13 protein-coding genes and 1 tRNA gene are annotated in these 19,047 nt (G+C 39.6%); 8 read left to right on the forward strand and 6 right to left on the reverse strand.

What is annotated here, in order from left to right; all coding sequences use genetic code 11:
* Positions 1 to 65: 65 nt before the first annotated feature.
* The 4 genes from Q0486_RS15515 to Q0486_RS15530 all read right to left on the reverse strand — a co-directional run bounded on the left by Q0486_RS15515 (position 66) and on the right by Q0486_RS15530 (position 6,987).
* On the reverse strand, positions 66 to 1,736 hold the full coding sequence (locus tag Q0486_RS15515; protein WP_299235437.1) for a SusD/RagB family nutrient-binding outer membrane lipoprotein: 1,671 nt from the start codon (positions 1,734 to 1,736) through the stop codon (positions 66 to 68).
* A gap of 18 nt (positions 1,737 to 1,754) precedes the next feature.
* Positions 1,755 to 5,042: a SusC/RagA family TonB-linked outer membrane protein gene (locus Q0486_RS15520; protein ID WP_299235464.1), complete on the reverse strand. Its 3,288-nt coding sequence runs from the start codon at positions 5,040 to 5,042 to the stop codon at positions 1,755 to 1,757.
* Between the two features lie 210 nt (positions 5,043 to 5,252).
* Positions 5,253 to 5,948, reverse strand: a complete 696-nt coding sequence (locus Q0486_RS15525; RefSeq protein WP_299235440.1) for a LytTR family DNA-binding domain-containing protein — start codon at positions 5,946 to 5,948, stop codon at positions 5,253 to 5,255.
* Between the two features lie 28 nt (positions 5,949 to 5,976).
* Positions 5,977 to 6,987, reverse strand: a complete 1,011-nt coding sequence (locus Q0486_RS15530; RefSeq protein WP_299235442.1) for a histidine kinase — start codon at positions 6,985 to 6,987, stop codon at positions 5,977 to 5,979.
* Positions 6,988 to 7,161: 174 nt separating this feature from the next.
* Between Q0486_RS15530 and Q0486_RS15535 the strand changes: the two genes are divergently transcribed.
* Genes Q0486_RS15535 through Q0486_RS15545 form a run of 3 tightly spaced genes read left to right on the forward strand, consistent with a single transcriptional unit; the run spans position 7,162 to position 12,812 of the window.
* A complete protein-coding gene (locus Q0486_RS15535) occupies positions 7,162 to 8,271 on the forward strand; it encodes an efflux RND transporter periplasmic adaptor subunit (protein ID WP_299235445.1) in 1,110 nt (369 codons plus the stop codon).
* 11 nt (positions 8,272 to 8,282) lie between these two features.
* Positions 8,283 to 11,426: an efflux RND transporter permease subunit gene (locus tag Q0486_RS15540; protein WP_299235448.1), complete on the forward strand. Its 3,144-nt coding sequence runs from the start codon at positions 8,283 to 8,285 to the stop codon at positions 11,424 to 11,426.
* Between the two features lie 21 nt (positions 11,427 to 11,447).
* A complete protein-coding gene (locus Q0486_RS15545) occupies positions 11,448 to 12,812 on the forward strand; it encodes an efflux transporter outer membrane subunit (protein ID WP_299235467.1) in 1,365 nt (454 codons plus the stop codon).
* 61 nt (positions 12,813 to 12,873) lie between these two features.
* Here Q0486_RS15545 and Q0486_RS15550 read toward each other — a convergent pair whose 3' ends face one another.
* Positions 12,874 to 13,917 carry a sugar phosphate nucleotidyltransferase gene (locus Q0486_RS15550; protein ID WP_299235451.1) on the reverse strand — a complete coding sequence of 348 codons (1,044 nt, stop codon included), beginning with the start codon at positions 13,915 to 13,917 and terminating at the stop codon, positions 12,874 to 12,876.
* 168 nt (positions 13,918 to 14,085) lie between these two features.
* Between Q0486_RS15550 and Q0486_RS15555 the strand changes: the two genes are divergently transcribed.
* A tRNA-Leu gene (locus tag Q0486_RS15555) sits at positions 14,086 to 14,169 on the forward strand.
* A 274-nt stretch (positions 14,170 to 14,443) separates the two neighbouring features.
* Positions 14,444 to 15,226, forward strand: coding sequence for a 4Fe-4S binding protein (locus Q0486_RS15560; RefSeq protein ID WP_299235454.1), 783 nt, complete (start codon positions 14,444 to 14,446; stop codon positions 15,224 to 15,226).
* 259 nt (positions 15,227 to 15,485) lie between these two features.
* Here Q0486_RS15560 and Q0486_RS15565 read toward each other — a convergent pair whose 3' ends face one another.
* Positions 15,486 to 17,267 carry an aminopeptidase P family protein gene (locus Q0486_RS15565; protein ID WP_299235457.1) on the reverse strand — a complete coding sequence of 594 codons (1,782 nt, stop codon included), beginning with the start codon at positions 17,265 to 17,267 and terminating at the stop codon, positions 15,486 to 15,488.
* Positions 17,268 to 17,437: 170 nt separating this feature from the next.
* Here Q0486_RS15565 and rpsU point away from each other — a divergent pair, with 170 nt between their 5' ends.
* From rpsU to raiA, 3 genes are all read left to right on the forward strand, one after another.
* The gene (gene rpsU / locus Q0486_RS15570) at positions 17,438 to 17,629 is read left to right on the forward strand and encodes a 30S ribosomal protein S21 (RefSeq protein ID WP_154043738.1); all 192 of its coding nucleotides are present in this window, start codon (positions 17,438 to 17,440) and stop codon (positions 17,627 to 17,629) included.
* 75 nt (positions 17,630 to 17,704) lie between these two features.
* Positions 17,705 to 18,586 (forward strand): tyrosine-type recombinase/integrase, encoded by an 882-nt coding sequence (locus Q0486_RS15575; protein ID WP_299235460.1) that lies wholly within the window; start codon positions 17,705 to 17,707, stop codon positions 18,584 to 18,586.
* Between the two features lie 16 nt (positions 18,587 to 18,602).
* Entirely contained in the window at positions 18,603 to 18,902 is a 300-nt protein-coding gene (gene raiA / locus Q0486_RS15580) for a ribosome-associated translation inhibitor RaiA (protein ID WP_154043740.1), read from the forward strand.
* Positions 18,903 to 19,047: the final 145 nt, after the last annotated feature.

Here is a 19,047-nt window from a genome sequence, read left to right on the forward strand (position 1 = left end):
CTATCGACTTTATATGCCATATTACTTTTTAGGGACATTTACTGAATATCCCTATAATAAGTAATTTATTTAGCCCAAAACAATTTAGTGTAATATGTATCTTCGTTTTGAACATCCTTGTAATAAGGGTTGTAATCCATTTCTGTTGTTGGATATTTCCACCTGTTAGGAACATTTTGTATTGTTCCTGCTACTTCCGGGAATACAAGTCCGGAAGGATATCCAGTACGTCTGAGGTCACTCCATGCTTCTCTGCTGGCGGTAATCGCAAAATGTAGCCACTTCTGTGTTATTATTGCATCCTGTTTGTTCTCGTATTTTGTGTCAGACCATTTTGACTCAGCAAAAGAGTTTATTTCTTCTTCTGTCGGTGCGTCATATTGTCTGGAATTCTCACCTGTGCTTATTGAGTCGTAATAATAATAGAGGCTTATTGACTGGCTGACGGCTTTGATGAATTCATCTTTTGCCTTGTTTTCGTCTGCCGTTACACCATATCCCATAAGATAAGCTTCTGCTTTCAAGAAATGGATTTCCGGAGATGTCATAATGAGCATATCGAATTTATCGTTTTCCCAAAAGAATCCTTTCTGTGTAATTTGTGAGAAACCGGTATTGCCATAAGCGTCGGTAGCTTGCGAATTGTAATATTCAGTAGCTTCGTCTGCTACAGTGAGATCCGTACCTAAGTACCTACCTTCATCTTTGGCTCCCGTATATTTATTTGTTATGCTGATTGGATTATAATACAGAAGAATTCTAGGATCGTCAGTTCCTTTTACATATACACCGGTATTAGGATTTTCCTTGTTGTCCATATTATAGTTGCCGTTGCTGAGCATTCTGTTTATTACCGCTCCTGAAGCCTGTCTGTTTGTTACCCAGTCGCCAAGTCCTTGCCCTGCTGTAAAATTCAACTGTCCGGATTTCTGGTTTACGATGAAAATGTTATTACTCTGTTCATCTATCAATGGATATGTTTCAGGATTTTCCAGTATTTCTTTCACTGCTGCTTTACCTGTTTCTGCCAGTTCGCCCTGTGAGGATACTCTCACAGCCAGACGCAATCGGAGACTGTTGGTGTATCTTTCCCATTTGTCAATATCTCCATTGCTGATGAAATCCTGTGTAGTGAAATTTCTTGGGATAGTGACTGTGCGGAATTTGGGGGCTATCTCTTTCAGCTCATCCAATATCGTTTTGTATATATCTTCTGCTTTGTCGTATGGTGCATACGATTTTTCTACATCATTTGTAAGCGGGAGAGTACATGCCTTGCTGAACGGCATATCTCCGAAAATATCAACCGTAGCGGAAAAATAGTCGTATAACTGTACTTTTGCAGCTAGCATGAATGCTTCATCCTGTAACTTCTGTGTTTCATTCTCGGCATTGTAGAGTTCTTCCATTTTCCTGTATTGTGTAAGTGCCGAATACAGATTATCCCACTGGCTGTCAATATATGGTATATAGCCCGGAGTGTACATGCTGCTTGAGTAAGTGTATCCGAATGTCTGGGCATACTTGCCTACAAACTGAGAGTCGAAGCCGAAATATCTGTTGTAAGTATGTGTGTCGTAATCCTTGGCTTTCTGGAATACTCCTACCATGAGATTACTTATGCTTACTGTGGTAACTTTCGAAGGGTCCTGATATTTACTGTCAAAATCTTCCTCAGTGCATCCTGTTGAAGCTAAAGCCAGTGTAAGAGATGCGATATATAATATTTTTTTCATGTCTGTAAATCTATAATGTTAAAAACTTGCTCTTATTGCAAAACCGAAACTGCGTGTAGCTGCAGTAGATGTTCCTACAATAGCCTGACTTGACCATGATGTACCTACTGATGATTCAGCATCGTAATTTTTTAAAGCTTTGTAGAAGTAGAACAGGTTTCTACCGAATACTGAAACTGTAAGATTTGTCATACCTATTTTCTGAATAGCTTTTGAAGGTATACGATAACTGAGATTCAGTTCGCGAAGTTTTACATACGTATTGTCAAATACAGAATTTGCATACGTCAATTGTTCAGAACTAGTCCCCCAGTTATAAGTCATGTTGTAATAATATCCAGCTGGGATAATTCTGTTATTAGGTTCTCCTGTTGAAGCCACTACGCCAGGAAGAATTAATCCGTCGTGATAAATGTATTCTCCGTTAGGTCCGGCTGTAGTCGTCGGGTCAACCTGTACCGGTACTCCACCACTATTATTGTTGTTTGGATAATAGTAAGAAAGTCCTCCATGTTCGGTGTCACGATATTTTAGTGATTCAGGTGTCAAACCAAGCCCCGTGGCATACTGGTTCATTTCGTTTATTACGTCACCGCCTATTCTGAAATCGATGCTGAAATCAAGTGAGAAATTCTTGTATGAGAATGAGTTGTATAATCCTCCAACTCCGTCCGGATTAATGTTTCCTACCTTTTTCAGCTCCGTCTGATTCAGATATAATCCGTTGTCAGATACCAGAAACTCGCCGTTCTCGTTTACTTGTGGCACTTGAGTATAAATATCACCCATAGGTTGTCCTGCTACAGCCTGTATTTTTGCACCGCTTCCACCCAGGTTTGATATTTCCAGATATGGAACACCGTCTGCAAGTTTTATTACTTTATTTCTATAAACTCCGTATGTAGCAGTAAGATCCCATCTGAAATCTTTTGTAAGTACAGGTGTGGCAGACAATGCAATGTCCCATCCGTTGTTTGCCACTTCACCTACATTCATTAGTACATATTTAGCTCCTGAACTTGATGGCTGTGGTGTAGATAGAATCTGATCTTTTACTATGTTGTTATAGTATGATATGTCTATGCCGAGACGGTTGTTTAAGAACTTGCTTTCAAATCCAATTTCGTATTCATATTTTTTCTCTGGTCTGATATTCTCATTACCTATAGATGTAGGAATGGTATTCCAGGTGAATCCGTTGTCAGAACCTTGTTCATAAACAATGTTTGCCGCGTATGTTTCCGGTGAGTTACCGACGATACCATATGAAGCTCTCAGCTTACCATAGTTCCACCAGTGAGGCATCTTGAATGCTTCTGAGAAAAGAAAGCTGACATTAGCCGACGGGTAGAAGAAACTTTGGTTCTTAAGTGTTGACGAACGTTCCTGTCTGGCTGTAAGTTCCAGATAGAGATAATCGTCCCATCCCAGTCCGAGAGTTCCCATATATCCAGTTTTCAGTAACTCCATGCGTTGCTGGCTACAAGTGGCCTGATAACGGCTGGCGTTAAGGTCAAACCAGTTCTCGGTAGAAAGTCCGCCGTTAGTGGAAACACTCAGGTTATTCATTGTCTCATATCTACCTGTCCATCCGGCTGTTGCGGCAATATTGAAACGCTTGATATCATAGTTGAAGTTTAACATTACATCACCATATACAATATCATATCTTCTGTTTATGTTTTGGAAACTTCCGCTAGGATCATACAGGGAATTAGGACGTTCTGTACTCTTTTCCAATGTCTGTTTTACGTCGGTTATATCTGTTGCAATCTGTGCTCTCAAGTTCAGCCAGTTGGTAATCTGGAATGTCGGTCTTACCATTCCCAAAATTCTGTTTTCTGTTTCCTTGCTGTTCTGATAATACATATTCCACAGCATATCTCTAACTCCTGTAAGATAACTTGGGTCATAAGCCCAGGCTTCATCCGGTGTGAGAGTGGCATCACCGCCAACAAATGTATTTTTATATCCCAGACTTGTAGCGTATGTACTTTTTAGATATGGTATATCTAGGAAGGTTGAAAATGCATTACTGAAACTGCCATATAGTCCAAGTGAAGTTTGTGGTCTGTTTTCTATATCCTGTATAATGTAGTTCAATGAATATTCCACAGTAAGAGGCTTGCCTATCTTATATGATCCGGTGAGCTTGAAGTTGTGCTTGTTGTATGAACCGGTCAAAGCATTTGGAATTTCATCAGTGAATGTATATGAAAATCTGTTGCTGGAATTTTCTGTACCTTGCGATATGGCAACTGAATAATTTTGTGTCCAGCCTGTACGGAATAATTCGTTCCATGGATTATCAGTCTGTGGAAGATACGGTCTTACCTTGCCATCCCAATACAGTACTTCGCTTCCATCGTATTTAGGACCGAATGACTGGGTGGTACTTCTCAAACTTTTATAAGTCTGGCCATTGTATGTCCTTTGATAGAACCCTCCGGTCTGCTTTTCATAATCACTATAGTTGATGTTATATGTTCCCGGTCCGTATTCTGTCTGCACTTTTGGAAGGTATGCAGGAAGATTAGCCATGACTTGGGCTGTAAAGTCAACTGTTACTTTTCCGGCTTTTGCACGCTTGCTGGTTATGACTACTGCTCCGTTGGCTGCTTCCGAACCGTATAAAGCTGTGGCTGATGCACCTTTCAGAATGGTGATACTTTCTATATCTTCCGGATTTATATCTACAAGTCCGTTTGAGCGGATACGTCCGTCGTTTCCAAATTCTGCAAAGTCAGTACTTTTACCTGTACCGCCATTTCTGATAGGAACACCGTCCATGATAATTATAGGCTGGTTGTTTCCTGTTATAGAGGTAAGTCCTCTGACGTTTATTGATACTGCTCCGGAAGAACCTCCCTGTGTCTGGTTTATTCTTACACCTGGAGCCTTTCCGTACATTGCAGAGGCAAAATTTGTTGCTCCTGCTTTTATCAGGTCTTCAGAGGATATGGTACTTACTGCATATCCCAGCTTTCTGGTATCCTTCTGAATACCCATTGCTGTGACAACTACCTCTTTAAGTTCCTGTGTGTTTTCCATTAGTCTGACTCTCATTTCGCCTTTTCTTTTTCTTTTGGCGAGACTAATTTCTTTTGGAGTAAAACCTATGTACGAGAATGATAATACAGCATCAGCTGGAGCATTCAAAGTGAATTTGCCATCTACATCGGTTATTACACCATAATTTGTATCTTTAATCATAACACTGGCCCCAATAAGAGGTTCGCCTGTATTGTCAAGTACATATCCTGTTATGGATTTTGTATCTTGAGCTGATGCACATATTGGTATCATCAATACCAACAAGCATCCAATTAAAACATAAAAGTTTAATCTCGTTTTCATTTGCGTAACAATATTTTTCAATATTGGCATGCAAATAATGTGCATATATATTTATCTTATAGATGTAATGTGTAAAGTCTTGTAAATTTGAGTCTTGCTAATGAGTAATTTTGTGAAGAATTAAAAAAGATTGTGGAATAGTGTGGAAATAATCTACATTTATTTCCCCAATGTATCCATTACAGATGCTACATATTGGCTTCCAATCGGTAATTCCCCAACATTGCCTTCAATTTCAACTTTTGAGCGTGAAAAGGAGACTACGGATGATATTGGAATAACATACGAACGATGAATACGGAGAAAGTCATGTACAGGGAGGAGATCTGTTATTGCTTTCAGATTTGTACGTGTGAGAACATGTCCGCCTGATTTACGGAATATTTTTACGTAGTTTCCTAACGCCTCAATATACAGGATGTCCGACAGGGGTATACTTACGTTATTATATTCCTGTTTGACTATCAGATATTCGGGATTATGATGTCGTTTTGATTCTATACGTCGAATAGCTTTTTCAACAGCCACCTCGAAACGTTCGTAAGAAAAAGGTTTGTGCAGAAAATCTACTGCATCAAGATTGAAACCTTCCAATGCATACTGGGCATATGCGGTGGTGAATATAAAACAACATTTTTCCGGTAGAGTGTCAGCTATTTCCAATCCGTTTATACTGTTCATATGGATGTCAAGGAATACCAGATCCGGTTCCTTTCTTCGTATCTCTTCAAGTCCTATTGTAGGCTCGCTGAATGTTGTAAGTTCAATACCTCCCTTCCTACGGCAAAACTGTTCAATTATCAGTAGTGCCATAGGTTCATCATCTATTGCAATACATCTTAAATTTCTGACCATGACTATATGGAAGTTTAAATTCTGATAACTAATTATTAATATCGATTTCCAGTTTCACGCGGTAAATCCCGTAATTCTCTCCATTTTCCAGCTTATACCTTTCCGGATAAAGTAAGTCCAGGCGTTTTCTACAGTTCGAAATTCCTATTCCCGGCTGCTTGTTTTCCGGTTTCTTCATTACGGCATTTTCTGTTTCAAGAATAAGTTTCTCTTTGTTTATGTCTATTTTAATATCTATTTTACAGTCTGTATCTGACGAAGTTCCGTATTTGAATGCATTTTCTACAAATGTGATGAGTATCATTGGTGGAATAAGGATTTTTCCTGATGAAGCATTTATTGATAAAAAAACATTTGTATGGTGATTCAGACGCAATTTCTGTAAGTCAACATATTGGCGTATATAGTTCAGTTCATCTTCTGCAGGTATGAGTTCTGATTCGTTTTGTGAATACATATATCTTAATATACCGGAGAATTTAACAAAAGCAGATTCGGTTTTTTCTGAACCGGACAAAACAAGAGCATAAAGTGTATTTAAAGTATTGAAAAGAAAATGCGGATTTATCTGTGCCTTGTAAAGTGATAATTCAGCCTTGTTCTTTTCAGCTTCTATTTCCTGCTTGGATATAATTTGTCTGAACAACTCAAAGGTCAGTTCTATAGCCAGTGAGAATCCGGTTACAATAAGAAAAAAGAACCATATGGTCTGTTTCCTTATATTCATTTTCGCCGTCATCTGCCTTATGTCGTCTGTGATATGTTCTGCAGGTATCGGAAAATATGTAAGAAGTTCAGTTACCGAGGTAAGGATAATCAATAGGACGAATATCCTGATATATTTTTTCTGCATGAAGAGCTTGGGAATACACGACAGACGATATACAAAATATAATATATATACATATGCCACTAATGTTATAAGAAAAGCGGTGTTATTGGCCATCCAGCGGTCAACTGGTAATAACATTATGGCAAGGGGTATAATGACAAGACAAAACAGCAGGTCTATATACAATGTGATACGGTTCCTTTTCATTGCTTAATATTTTATATTGCAAAGATACTATATTTATATAAAGCATTCCAGCTTTTGAATTTGTGTTCATCACCACAAATACATTGTTCGTCACCACACCTTATATATTATTGTCTATTCTGTGTAAGTTTGTATTTAACATTATCGCTTATTATTAATATAAAAAATAACAATATGAAAAATTACATCTATCTTATGTTATGCATCTTGCCATTGCTAAGTTCTTGTAAAGGGGAAAAACAGGAAATGCCCGGTGAGAAATACAGAATATTTACTGTTTCAAAAACCAATCAGACATTGTTGTCTGAATATCCTGCAACGCTACGCGGGCGCCAGTCTGTAGAAATACGTCCTCAGGTGAGTGGAACAATTACAAGAATATGTATTAATGAAGGAGATATAGTAAAGCAGGGACAGGTATTGTTCGTTATAGACCAGGTTCCATATAAAGCTGCTCTTGAAACAGCACTGGCGAATGTGAAAAGCGCTGAGGCTAAACTTCAGACTGCAAAGCTTACGGCAGACAGCAAAGAAGAACTTTATAAGGAAAATGTAGTATCCGATTTCGACAGGCAGACAGCACGCAACCAGTTGCTTGAGGCCGAAGCAGCTTTGGCTCAGGCAAAAGCCGAAGAAACCAATGCGCGAAATAATCTTTCATATACCGAAGTCAAAAGTCCGGTTGACGGTGTGGCCAGCATGATACCATATAGGGTAGGGGCATTGGTTAACAGCAATATAGAAGACCCACTTGTAACGGTATCTGATGATGACGAGATATTTGCATATTTTTCCATGGCGGAAAATCAGATGCTTGATATGATTATGCAATACGGTTCGCTGGAAGAGGCATGTAAAAAGATGCCGCCTGTACGTCTGGTGATGAGCAACGGTAAGGATTATGACACAGCGGGACAAATAGATGCTATAAGCGGAACTGTTGATCAGGGAACTGGTGCTGTTACATTGCGTGCCGTATTCCCTAACGAAGGACACTTGTTGCGTAACGGTGGAAGCGGAACAATAGCTGTTCCAACTGAATATAAGGATTGTATCGTAATTCCTCAGAGTGCCACTTATGAATTGCAGAATAAAGTGTTCACATGGAAGGTCGTTGACGGAAAGACAAAATCTACTCCAATAGATGTATATAAATATAATGACGGTAAAACATATATTGTATTATCAGGTCTGACACCTGGTGATATAATAATAGCCGAAGGAGCAGGGCTTATGCGTGAAGGAACAGCCGTCAATACAGATACTACAACAACCACAAAATAACAGGCAGGAGTATGAAAATCAGAACATTTATTGACCGACCGATCCTGGCAGGAGTAATATCGGTGCTTATATTAATTCTTGGGTTTATCAGCTTGTCACAGCTGCCTATCGAACAGTTTCCGGAAATAGCGCCTCCTACGGTAAGTGTATCTGCCACATATACCGGAGCGAATGCAGAAACCGTGTTGAAAAGTGTTGTAGTGCCATTGGAAGAAGCTTTGAATGGTGTTGAAAACATGATGTATATGACTTCAACATCTTCCAACAACGGTTCTGCCAGAATTACCGTATATTTCCGCCAAGGAACAGATCCGGATATGGCGACAGTCAATGTGCAGAACCGTATAGCAACGGCTGAAGGCCTTCTGCCGGCTGAAGTGACCAAGAGTGGTATCACTGTACGAAAACGTCAGACAAGTAATATAAAGCAACTTGCGGTTTACAGTCCTGATGATTCGTTCGACCAGGCATTCCTTACAAATTACATGAAAATAAATATCGAACCAAGACTGTCACGTATCGCCGGTGTTGGTGAGGTGAATGTTTATGGCTATGACTATTCCATGCGTATATGGCTGGATCCTAATAAGATGCAGAAGTATTCTCTCATCCCGTCGGATATATCTACGGTATTGGACGAACAGAACATCGAAGCAGCAACCGGAACATTAGGAGCCGAGTCGGATAATACATTCCAATACGTACTTAAATATAGGGGACGATATGAGAATGAGGTGGATTATGAGAATATGGTTATAAAATCTTTGCCTAACGGTGAGGTCCTACGTCTGAAAGATGTGGCTACCATTGAACTGGGAACACGTGCATACGACTATATCGGAGAGGTAAACGGCCACCCTGGATGTAATATAATGATAGCCCAGACATCCGGTTCGAATGCAAATGAGATTATTGAAGAAATAGACCGCACTGTGGATGAAATATCAAAGACACTGCCGAAAGGTATAAAGATTGTCGATTTGATGAGTACAAAGGACTTCCTTGACGCATCAATAAAAAGCGTAATCAAGACTCTCGTTGAGGCTATCATACTGGTAGTACTGGTGGTGTATGTATTTCTTCAGAGCCTACGTTCCACGTTTATTCCGGCTTTATCCATAATTGTTTCGTTGGTCGGTACTTTTGCCTTTATGTCTGTGGCCGGTTTCAGTCTGAATATGCTGACGTTGTTTGCATTGGTGTTGGTTATCGGAACTGTTGTGGACGATGCCATAGTGGTGGTTGAGGCTGTTCAGGCAAAGTTTGATGAAGGGTATAAATCCTCTTATCTGGCCACGATTGATGCTATGGACGGCATTACTTCCGCTTTGGTTACAACTACATTCGTATTTATGGCTGTATTCATTCCTGTAAGTTTTATTGGCGGAACAACAGGTACATTCTATACACAGTTTGGTCTGACTATGGCAGCTGCTGTGGCAATATCATTGGTCAATGCTCTTACACTCAGTCCTGCACTTTGTGCTCTTATTATGACTCCGCATGCTACAGGTGAGAACGGAGAGAAGCTAAGTTTCTCATCACGTTTCCACATAGCGTTCGATACAGCTTTTCATCGTTTGGTGACAAAATATAAGGTAGGTGTAGTATTCATGCTTAAAAGAAAATGGTTGGCCGGTGCATTCCTTGTATTGGCTTGTGGCGGTTTCGCATTTCTTATGATGACTACAAAGACGGGACTTGTTCCAAATGAGGATATGGGAACTGTATTTATTGACGTACGTACTTCTCCGGGAAACAGTGTTCAGGAAACACGCAAGGTGATGGAACAGGTGGACAGCTGTTTGCGTACAATCCCTCAGGTGGAATTATACTCTAACATTACCGGTAACTCAATGTTGAGTGGTCAGGGAGCATGTAATGGTATGTTTACAATACGTCTGAAGGACTGGAGTGAAAGACCTGATAAGGAAGATGCCATTGATGCAGTTATTCAGGAGATTAGTCATAAGACAGCGTTTATATCCAGTGCGGACATTATGCCGTTTACCCGTCCTATGATTCCGGGATATGGTGTGAACAGTGGTTTTGAGGTGTATGTACAGGATCAGAAAGGAGGTACAACAGAAGATTTGCTGAAATATACCAGACAGTTCCTTGATGAATTGAACAAACGTCCGGAAATAGGTAGAGCCACTACATCTTTCGATACCAAGTTCCCGCAATATCTTGTTGAGGTTGACGCGGCCAGATGTAAGCGGAACGGAATATCTCCTTCGGATGTCCTCAGTACACTTGCCGGATACATCGGGGGTAGTTATGCTTCCAATATGAACCGTTTCTCAAAACTTTATCGTGTAATGGTACAGGCTTCACCGGAGTTCCGACTTGACACCGAGTCACTGAACAGTATCTATGTACGTAATGATTCTGGCGAGATGAGTCCCATCAGCCAATATCTGAAACTGACACGTGTATATGGTTCAGAAGTACTGACACGTTTTAACCTGTTCTCTGCCATACAGGTAAATGGTGCCGCTGCATCCGGATATAGTTCTGGTCAGGCTATCAAGGCTGTTCAGGAGGTTGCCGCACAGACATTGCCTACAGGATACGGATTTGAGTTTGGCGGAATGTCGCGTGAAGAGTCAAATACAGGAAACACCACAACTTTGGTATTTGTCATTTGTGTGGTTTTCATCTATCTCATTCTTTGTGCATTGTATGAAAGTCTGTTCGTTCCTCTTGCAGTCATACTCTCTGTGCCGTTCGGACTGGCAGGCAGCTTCCTGTTTGCGAAAATGTTCGGACTTGAAAACAATATATACTTGCAGACAGGTCTGATTATGCTTATCGGTCTTCTTTCGAAAACTGCGATATTGCTTACTGAATATGCTTCCGAGCGCCGTCGTCATGGTATGACTATAATGCAGGCTGCGGTTTCTGCGGCACAGGTACGTTTGCGTCCTATTCTGATGACTTCTCTTACGATGATATTCGGTATGCTTCCTCTTATGTTCGCTACCGGTGTAGGTGCCAATGGAAATATATCTATCGGTGTAGGAACGGTTGGAGGTATGTTGATCGGTACGATTGCCTTGCTGTTTATTGTGCCTCCGTTGTTTATGGTATTCCAGTATCTGCAGGAAAAGTTTATGCCTGAACGTCAGTTGCCAAATATTGAGAAAAAATAACATCAAAGAATAAAGTGTATGATAAGAAATATAATAATTGTTTTAGCAGTTTCCATTGCGATGAGCGGATGTCATATATATCGTGCATACGAGCGTCCGGATGTTACGTCGGTGGTCGATAGCATTTACCGTCAGCCTGTAGCAGTCGATGATACCGTTTCGTTGGCTTCGTTGTCCTGGGAACAGCTTTTTACGGACTCGCATCTGCAAGAGTTGATAAGGTACGGTCTTGATAATAATACGGATTTGAGTGTGGCCAGGCTGAAAGTGGAAGAAGCAGAAGCGCTTCTTATGACTTCAAGGCTGTCATACCTGCCTTCAATAACATTGTCGCCAGAGGGTACAATAACAAGCGTTGGCGGTGGTGAAGCTTCGAAAAAATATAATATTGCGGCATCTGCAGATTGGGAGATAGACCTCTTTGGCAAATTGCTCAATGCCAAACGTGGTGCACAGGCAGCCCTGGAGCAAAGCGATGCTTATCGTCAGGCGGTACAGACCCAACTGGTGGCTACCATAGCCAACAGCTATTACACTCTGCTCGTTCTTGACGAACAATTGAAGATAACACAGGAAACAGCAGAGACATGGACAGAGAGCCTGCGTACGATGAAGGCCTTAAAACGTGCCGGACAGGCAACGGAAATGGCTGTTGCACAGACTGAGGCAGCCAAGCTGTCTGTAGATGCTTCTGTATTGTCGATACAGCGTCAGATATCGGAAATGGAAAATTCTCTGTCAGCTTTGTTGGGAAAGGCTCCACAGGTTATAGTACGTGGAACATTAAGCGAGCAGATATTTCCTGATTCACTGTCAACGGGTGTTCCATTGCAATTGTTGAGTCGTCGTCCTGACGTGCGTCAAAGCGAAGCACAGTTGGCTGTGGCATATTACGCTACGAATTCTGCGCGTTCGGCATTTTATCCGAGTATAACGTTGGGAGGTTCGGCAGGATGGACAAACTCAGCCGGTGCGGTTGTCGCCAATCCTGGACAATGGCTGTTGACTGCCGTCGGCTCATTGGTACAACCTATATTCAATAAAGGCAAGAACATTGCGAACCTGAAAATAGCGAAAGCGCAGCAGGAGGAGGCATTGCTGATGTTCAGACAAAGTCTGCTTGATGCCGGAACCGAAGTCAATGACGCATTGGTCCAATGGCAGACGGCAAAGGAACGGATAATGTTGGATGAACAGCAGGCTGCGTCACTTAAATCTGCTTTAAAGAGTTCCGAACTGCTGATGAAATACAGTTCTCAGAATTATCTGGAGGTCATAACTGCCAGACAGTCACTTCTGCAGGCTGAACTTAATACAGTTACAGACCGTTTTGATGAGATTCAGGGAGTAATAAATCTCTATCATGCATTAGGCGGAGGATACTGATTGTAAACATTAAGGGCCGGACAACAACTATCCGGCCCTTATTGTTTATAATGGTTATTTGTTATACATATTCATCTCCGAATTTCATTTCCACATCATTCACAAATTTGCGTATAGAGTTCTGGTCGTCTTTCTTGCATATCAAAAGAACATTGTCATGTTCCGCAATCAGATATCCTTCCAGACCTTCGGCTACTACCAGTTTGCCTTTTGGCATCAGGATGATGTTTTCATTGCAATCGTACAAGAGTGAATTACTGTTTAAAATGACATTATGGTTAATGTCTTTAGGTGATGCGTCGTATAATGATTGCCATGTGCCGATATCAGCCCATCCGAAATCACACATTTGTACATAAACATTATCTGCTTTTTCCATGATACTGTAATCTATAGAAATATTCGGACATGCAGAAAAATCAGGAGTTTCACATTCTAGTCGTGGACACACCTCTGTCATGTTCTCATGGAAAGCCTTCATAATTGTTGTAACATGCCAGATAAATATTCCGGAGTTCCAATAAAACTCATTGTCTTCCACAAATACTTTTGCAAATTCCAATGCTGGTTTTTCAATGAATGTCTTTACTTTGCAGAAATCTCCGTCTCTTTCTTCTTCCTCAATCTGTATGTAGCCATAACCGGTTTCCGGCCTTGTCGGTTTAATACCTATATTAATCAGTCTGCCTGATGTAGCTGCATAATCCAACCCTTTTAAAATTGATGACCGGAAACTGTCAATATTCAGTATAAGTTGGTCGGAAGGCATGACTACTATAGTTGCGTCGGGATTTATTTTCTGTATTAGATATGAAGCGTATGCCAGCGAAGGTGCTGTGTTTCTTCTTTCTTCTTCTATTATAATCTGTTCGTCTTTTATTTCAGGAAGAATCTTTTTGACAATGTCTTTATAATCAATGAATGTGGAAATATAGATATTCTCTGGTGATATTAATCCTTTACATCTGTCGAATGTGATACGTAACAAGGTTTCACCGGTGCCGAAGAAATCAAGAAACTGTTTGGGCAGTTGTTTTCTGCTGTATGGCCAGAATCTTCTCCCCATTCCACCTGCCATTATTATGCAATAATAGTTATTGTTCATGGTAATATAGTTTGTATTATTAACTATGCTAAGATACTGATTATTTTAGAAAATCGGACTTTAATAGTTTCTAAATAGTGTTAGACATAAAAAATATTACATTTTCTAGGAGAAAAGTATTGCAGATATGAAAATTATGTTTACCTTTGCAACGCAAAATAAAAATAAGCCCAGATGGCGGAATCGGTAGACGCGCTGGTCTCAAACACCAGTGGAGTAACATCCATCCCGGTTCGACCCCGGGTCTGGGTACAGAAGTGGAGAAAGTTGATAAACTTTCTCCTTTTTTTATTCCTTTCTAATTAGTTGGCTTGCTTATGGCCCCGTTTATAGTAATAAAATCAGGTAAAATAGGTAAATGGATAATGGGGGAAATACTTTGGCAGGTGAGAATCTTTTTATATATATTCGTAATATATTTCGTTTATTGGGTTATTCTTATAAAAAACTTATAATATTATTATTTGGTTACACTTATTTGCTTATTTTTGTAACCCAAATAAGGTAATCTTCAAAATATAAGTTTATGAACAGCATTATAAATTCCGTAAATCTGATTTATTATTCACCAACCGGAACGTCAAGAAAAATAGCTCGTGCCGTAGGTGATGGATTGAAGGTGAACAATCTGACAGAATCGGATATTACGTTGGATAATAATAATATAAAAAGTTTCACTAATGATTCTCTTACGGTTTTCGTATCGCCTGTTTACGGAGGTCGTATCCCCTCAATATTTTTTGAGCGCTTAGGCACATTGAATGGGAACGGGACTATGTGTGCTGTAGTTGTTGTGTATGGGAACAGACATTATGATGATGCATTGCTTGAACTGAAAAACGAGATGACCAAGAGAGGCTTCCGTGTGGCGGCCGCTGCTTCATTTATAGGCGAGCATAGTTTCAGTAGAGAGAATATGCCTGTTGCAGCCGGAAGACCTGATTTCTATGATTTGGGTATGGCCGAGCATTTTGGAAAAGAGGTAATGGATAAAATAACAACAGTTTCTGATTTTGGAGATTTGTTTGTACCGGGAAATTATCCATATAAGGAAGTAAAACCTAAACAGCCTGCCGCTCCAATAAGTACGGAAGATTGTTGTTCGTGTGGATTGTGTGTTTCTTCTTGTCCGACTCATGCTATATCTTTGGACGCATCTGGAAATGTATGTACAGATATTTATAAATGTACATTGTGTTGTGCGTGTGTTAAAGTGTGTCCTCAAGGAGCAAGAATATTTGATACGCCGTTTACCAAATTCTTGTATGATAATTTCAGGGAAAGGAAAAATCCTGAATTCTATTTTTAGGATTTAATAGTGTAAGTGATATTGTGAAAAGAACGTGGACGCAATATGTTCCACGTTCTCTTTTTTGTATTAATAGTTCCTTCCTCTTATCCGTTTTTTTGGTGATATTTTTCGGATTTCAAGGCAATCCATACGTTTTAAAAAAAATGACAGCTCATTTTGGTCAAAACGACAGTTCGTTTTAAGTAAAACGGCAGCACATTTTTTTTGATATTATTTTACGATTTGTTTAGCTTGTATTCTTGTAAATTTGTTTTACCTATTTAATAGGAAAAGTCATTGTTTTGAGCCATATCTTTTCTTCGTTTGTGAGGTATGGCGAAAGTTTATCGTAAACCGTTGCATGGTAATTATTCAGCCATAAGATTTCCTCGTGTGACAACATTTCTTTTATTATCGGATCTTTGGATATAGGGCACAGTGTAAGTTGTTCGAACTTATAGAATATTCCGAATTCAGTCTCTTTTCCCGGTACTATAAGCATTGTGTTTTCTGTGCGTATTCCATATTGTCCGCTTCTGTATATTCCCGGTTCGTTTGTAATTGTCATTCCCGGTTTTAATATGGTCGGTACATTATTCATTCTTATCTGATGCGGTCCTTCATGGACATTCAGGAAATGTCCCACTCCGTGTCCTGTTCCATGGCCGTAGTTAACTCCTTCTTTCCACATTGCGATTCTTGCCAGTACGTCAAGCTGAGTTCCGCATGTTCCGTCAGGAAATTCTGCCATTGCAAGCTGAATAAATCCTTTTAGGACTAAAGTATAGTCTTTCTTCTGGGCGTCTGATATAGCTCCTAGCGGTATGGTACGTGTTATGTCGGTAGTACCGTCCAGATATTGTGCGCCGCTGTCAAGGAGTAGAAGGCCTTCCGGTTTGAGAGTTGAAGCGGATTCTTCGGTAGCTTCGTAATGTACTATTGCTCCATGTTCCTGATAGCCGGCAATTGTGGCAAAACTGATTCCCTGGAAGTACTCCATTTCAGAACGGTATTTGTATAACTGCTTATCTATGCTCGTTTCTGTCTGGTCGCCGTTTTTTACGGATTTGCCCAGCCACATTAGGAATCTTACCATAGCTATACCGTCGCGTATCATTGCATTGTGGAAGCCGGATATTTCAGTCTTGTTTTTTATTGATTTGAATTCGCATACAGGAGAATTGGTGAGGTTTACGGTGTTTTGTCTTATTGCTGCATTGTATATTGCAAAATTTATTGTTGGCGACATCCATATGTTATAGTTATGGCATGACATTATATCGCCTTCTATCTCTTCATAGGCTTTTATGGTTATATTGTGCGATGTTAAGTAAGCTTCGACATCTTCCGATAGTTTCTCCTTATTTATATATAATACGGCATAATCTTTTAATATGAGCAGATATGACACAAAAAGAGGGTTGCAATGTATGTCATTACCGCGCATATTGAGTGTCCATGCTATCTCGTCTAGTGAAGATAAGAGTACAGCCTCATTTTCTTTTAATGAAATCCTGCTTCTGATTCTTGAAAGTTTTGCGTCTGTGTTTTCTCCGGAAAACTTTTCGTCTAGAATGAACGGTTTGTGGGTTGGAATTTCAGGTCTGTCGTTCCATATCAGTTTATATGGGTCTTCTGTCATTACCAGTTTTATTCCTTGGGTTGCTAGATTTTCTTCCAAATCTTTTATAATACTTACTGATGTCGTATAACCGTCGAACCCGACTTTGTCTCCCTCTTTCAGAACATTGCATAACCATTCGCTTATTGACGGAGTGCCGGCTATACGTTCCTTGAACAATTTAAGTCCGCTTCCTGCAAGCTGTTCTTCAGCCTGTATAAAATATCTTGAATCTGTCCATAAGCCTCCGCCGTCTTTTGTTATAACTGCTGTTCCTGCGGAGCCGGTGAATCCTGTTATCCATTTTCGTGATTCCCAGTGTGCAGGCACGTATTCGCCTGAATGTGGGTCTGTACTGAATGTTATATATGCTGATAAGCCATTTCTTTTCATGAATTGCCTTAATGAGGCTATCCTTCCGATAATTATATCTTTCATTAGTATATTGGTTTTAGTAATTATTTGATTTACAAAGATAGTGCTATTTATGTGTTTTGTGGAAAAAATGCGTGGAAAGTTTTGTATATTAAGAAAGTATGTGTAATTTTGCACCGCAATTTTTACTGCGGAAAAATATTTAACAACAACATAATTAATTTTTTAAAAACATGATCGTAGTTCCAGTAAAAGAAGGCGAAAACATTGAAAAAGCGCTGAAAAAATTTAAGAGAAAATTTGAAAAAACAGGTGTTGTAAAAGAACTTAGAAGCAGACAACAGTTTGATAAACCGTCTGTTTTGAAAAGATTGAAAATGGAACGTGCTATTTACGTTCAGAAATTACATCAGGTAGAAGAATAATAATTTCGCAAAGTTCTTTGAATTATTGAATTCTTTTTCATATATTCGTTGCTGAATTAATAATGCAATGTTTCTATGACAGTAGAGTCTTTTCTTCATTACCTAAGGTATGAACGTAACTATTCTGAGAAGACAATTGTTTCTTACGGAATAGATATGAAAGAGTTTCAAGGGTATTTGAATGGATTAGACAGCGAATTGAAACTTGAAAACGTTGATTCTGATATAGTACGAGGATGGGTTGTTAAACTCATGGAAAGTGGAATGTCCGGAGCTTCGGTAAATCGTAAGCTCAGTGCGTTGAGAACTTTCTATAAGTATCTTTTGAAGAAAAAGATGATAACGGTCGATCCGATGTCTATAGTGAAAGGTCCTAAGAAAAAGAAACCTCTGCCAACCTTTGTAAGGGAGGAAGATATGGATAAACTTTTGGATGGTGATCTTTTTGATGATTCGTTTGAAGGTGCTCGTGATAAGCTTATAATGACCATGTTCTATGAAACTGGTATGCGACTATCCGAATTGATTTCGCTTGATGATGCTGACGTAGATTTGTTTTCCAATGTTGTCAAAGTAACAGGAAAACGAAATAAACAGAGGCTGATACCTTTTGGAGAGAATCTGAAATGTGAAATACAGTCTTATGTGGAATGTAGAAATATTGCTGTAGGCTGCTCGTGTGAAGCTTTTTTCGTGAGAAAAAATGGGAAGAGACTTTATCCGATGCTGGTCTATAAATTAGTGAAGCAAAACCTGTCGAAAGTCGTTGCGTTGAAAAAAAGAAGTCCGCATGTGCTCAGACATTCATTTGCGACAGCGATGCTTAATAATGACGCAGAGCTGGAAGCAGTAAAAGAGTTGTTAGGGCATGAAAGTGTTACGACTACTGAAATATATACTCATACGACTTTTGAAGAATTAAAAAAAGTATATAAACAAGCTCATCCAAGAGCGTAAAGAAAAGGAGGTTTTTATGGAAGTAAGAATTCAATCAATTCATTTCGATGCATCAGAAAAATTGGAGGCTTTTATTCAGAAAAAAGCTGAAAAGCTCGAGAAGTTTTGCGACGATATAAAGAAAGTTGAGGTGTCTCTAAAAGTAGTAAAACCGGAAACAGCAATGAATAAGGAAGCCGGAGTTAGAATTTTGGCTCTAAATTCCGAGTTTTACGCAGAAAAAGTATGCGATACATTCGAAGAAGCTATAGATACATGTATGGATGCTTTGTCGAAGCAATTGCAGAAAACAAAAGAAAAACAGCAAATTAAATAAAAAAATAAGAGTATTTATTTTGTGATTTAAAAATTATATCTAACTTTGCAGCCGCAAACTACCGCTTTGCGGTTGCAAAGTTCTTTTAATAAGCCTCTTTAGCTCAGTTGGCCAGAGCACGTGATTTGTAATCTCGGGGTCGTTG

It is taken from the genome of uncultured Bacteroides sp. (assembly GCF_937912035.1).
GTDB lineage: Bacteria > Bacteroidota > Bacteroidia > Bacteroidales > Bacteroidaceae > Phocaeicola.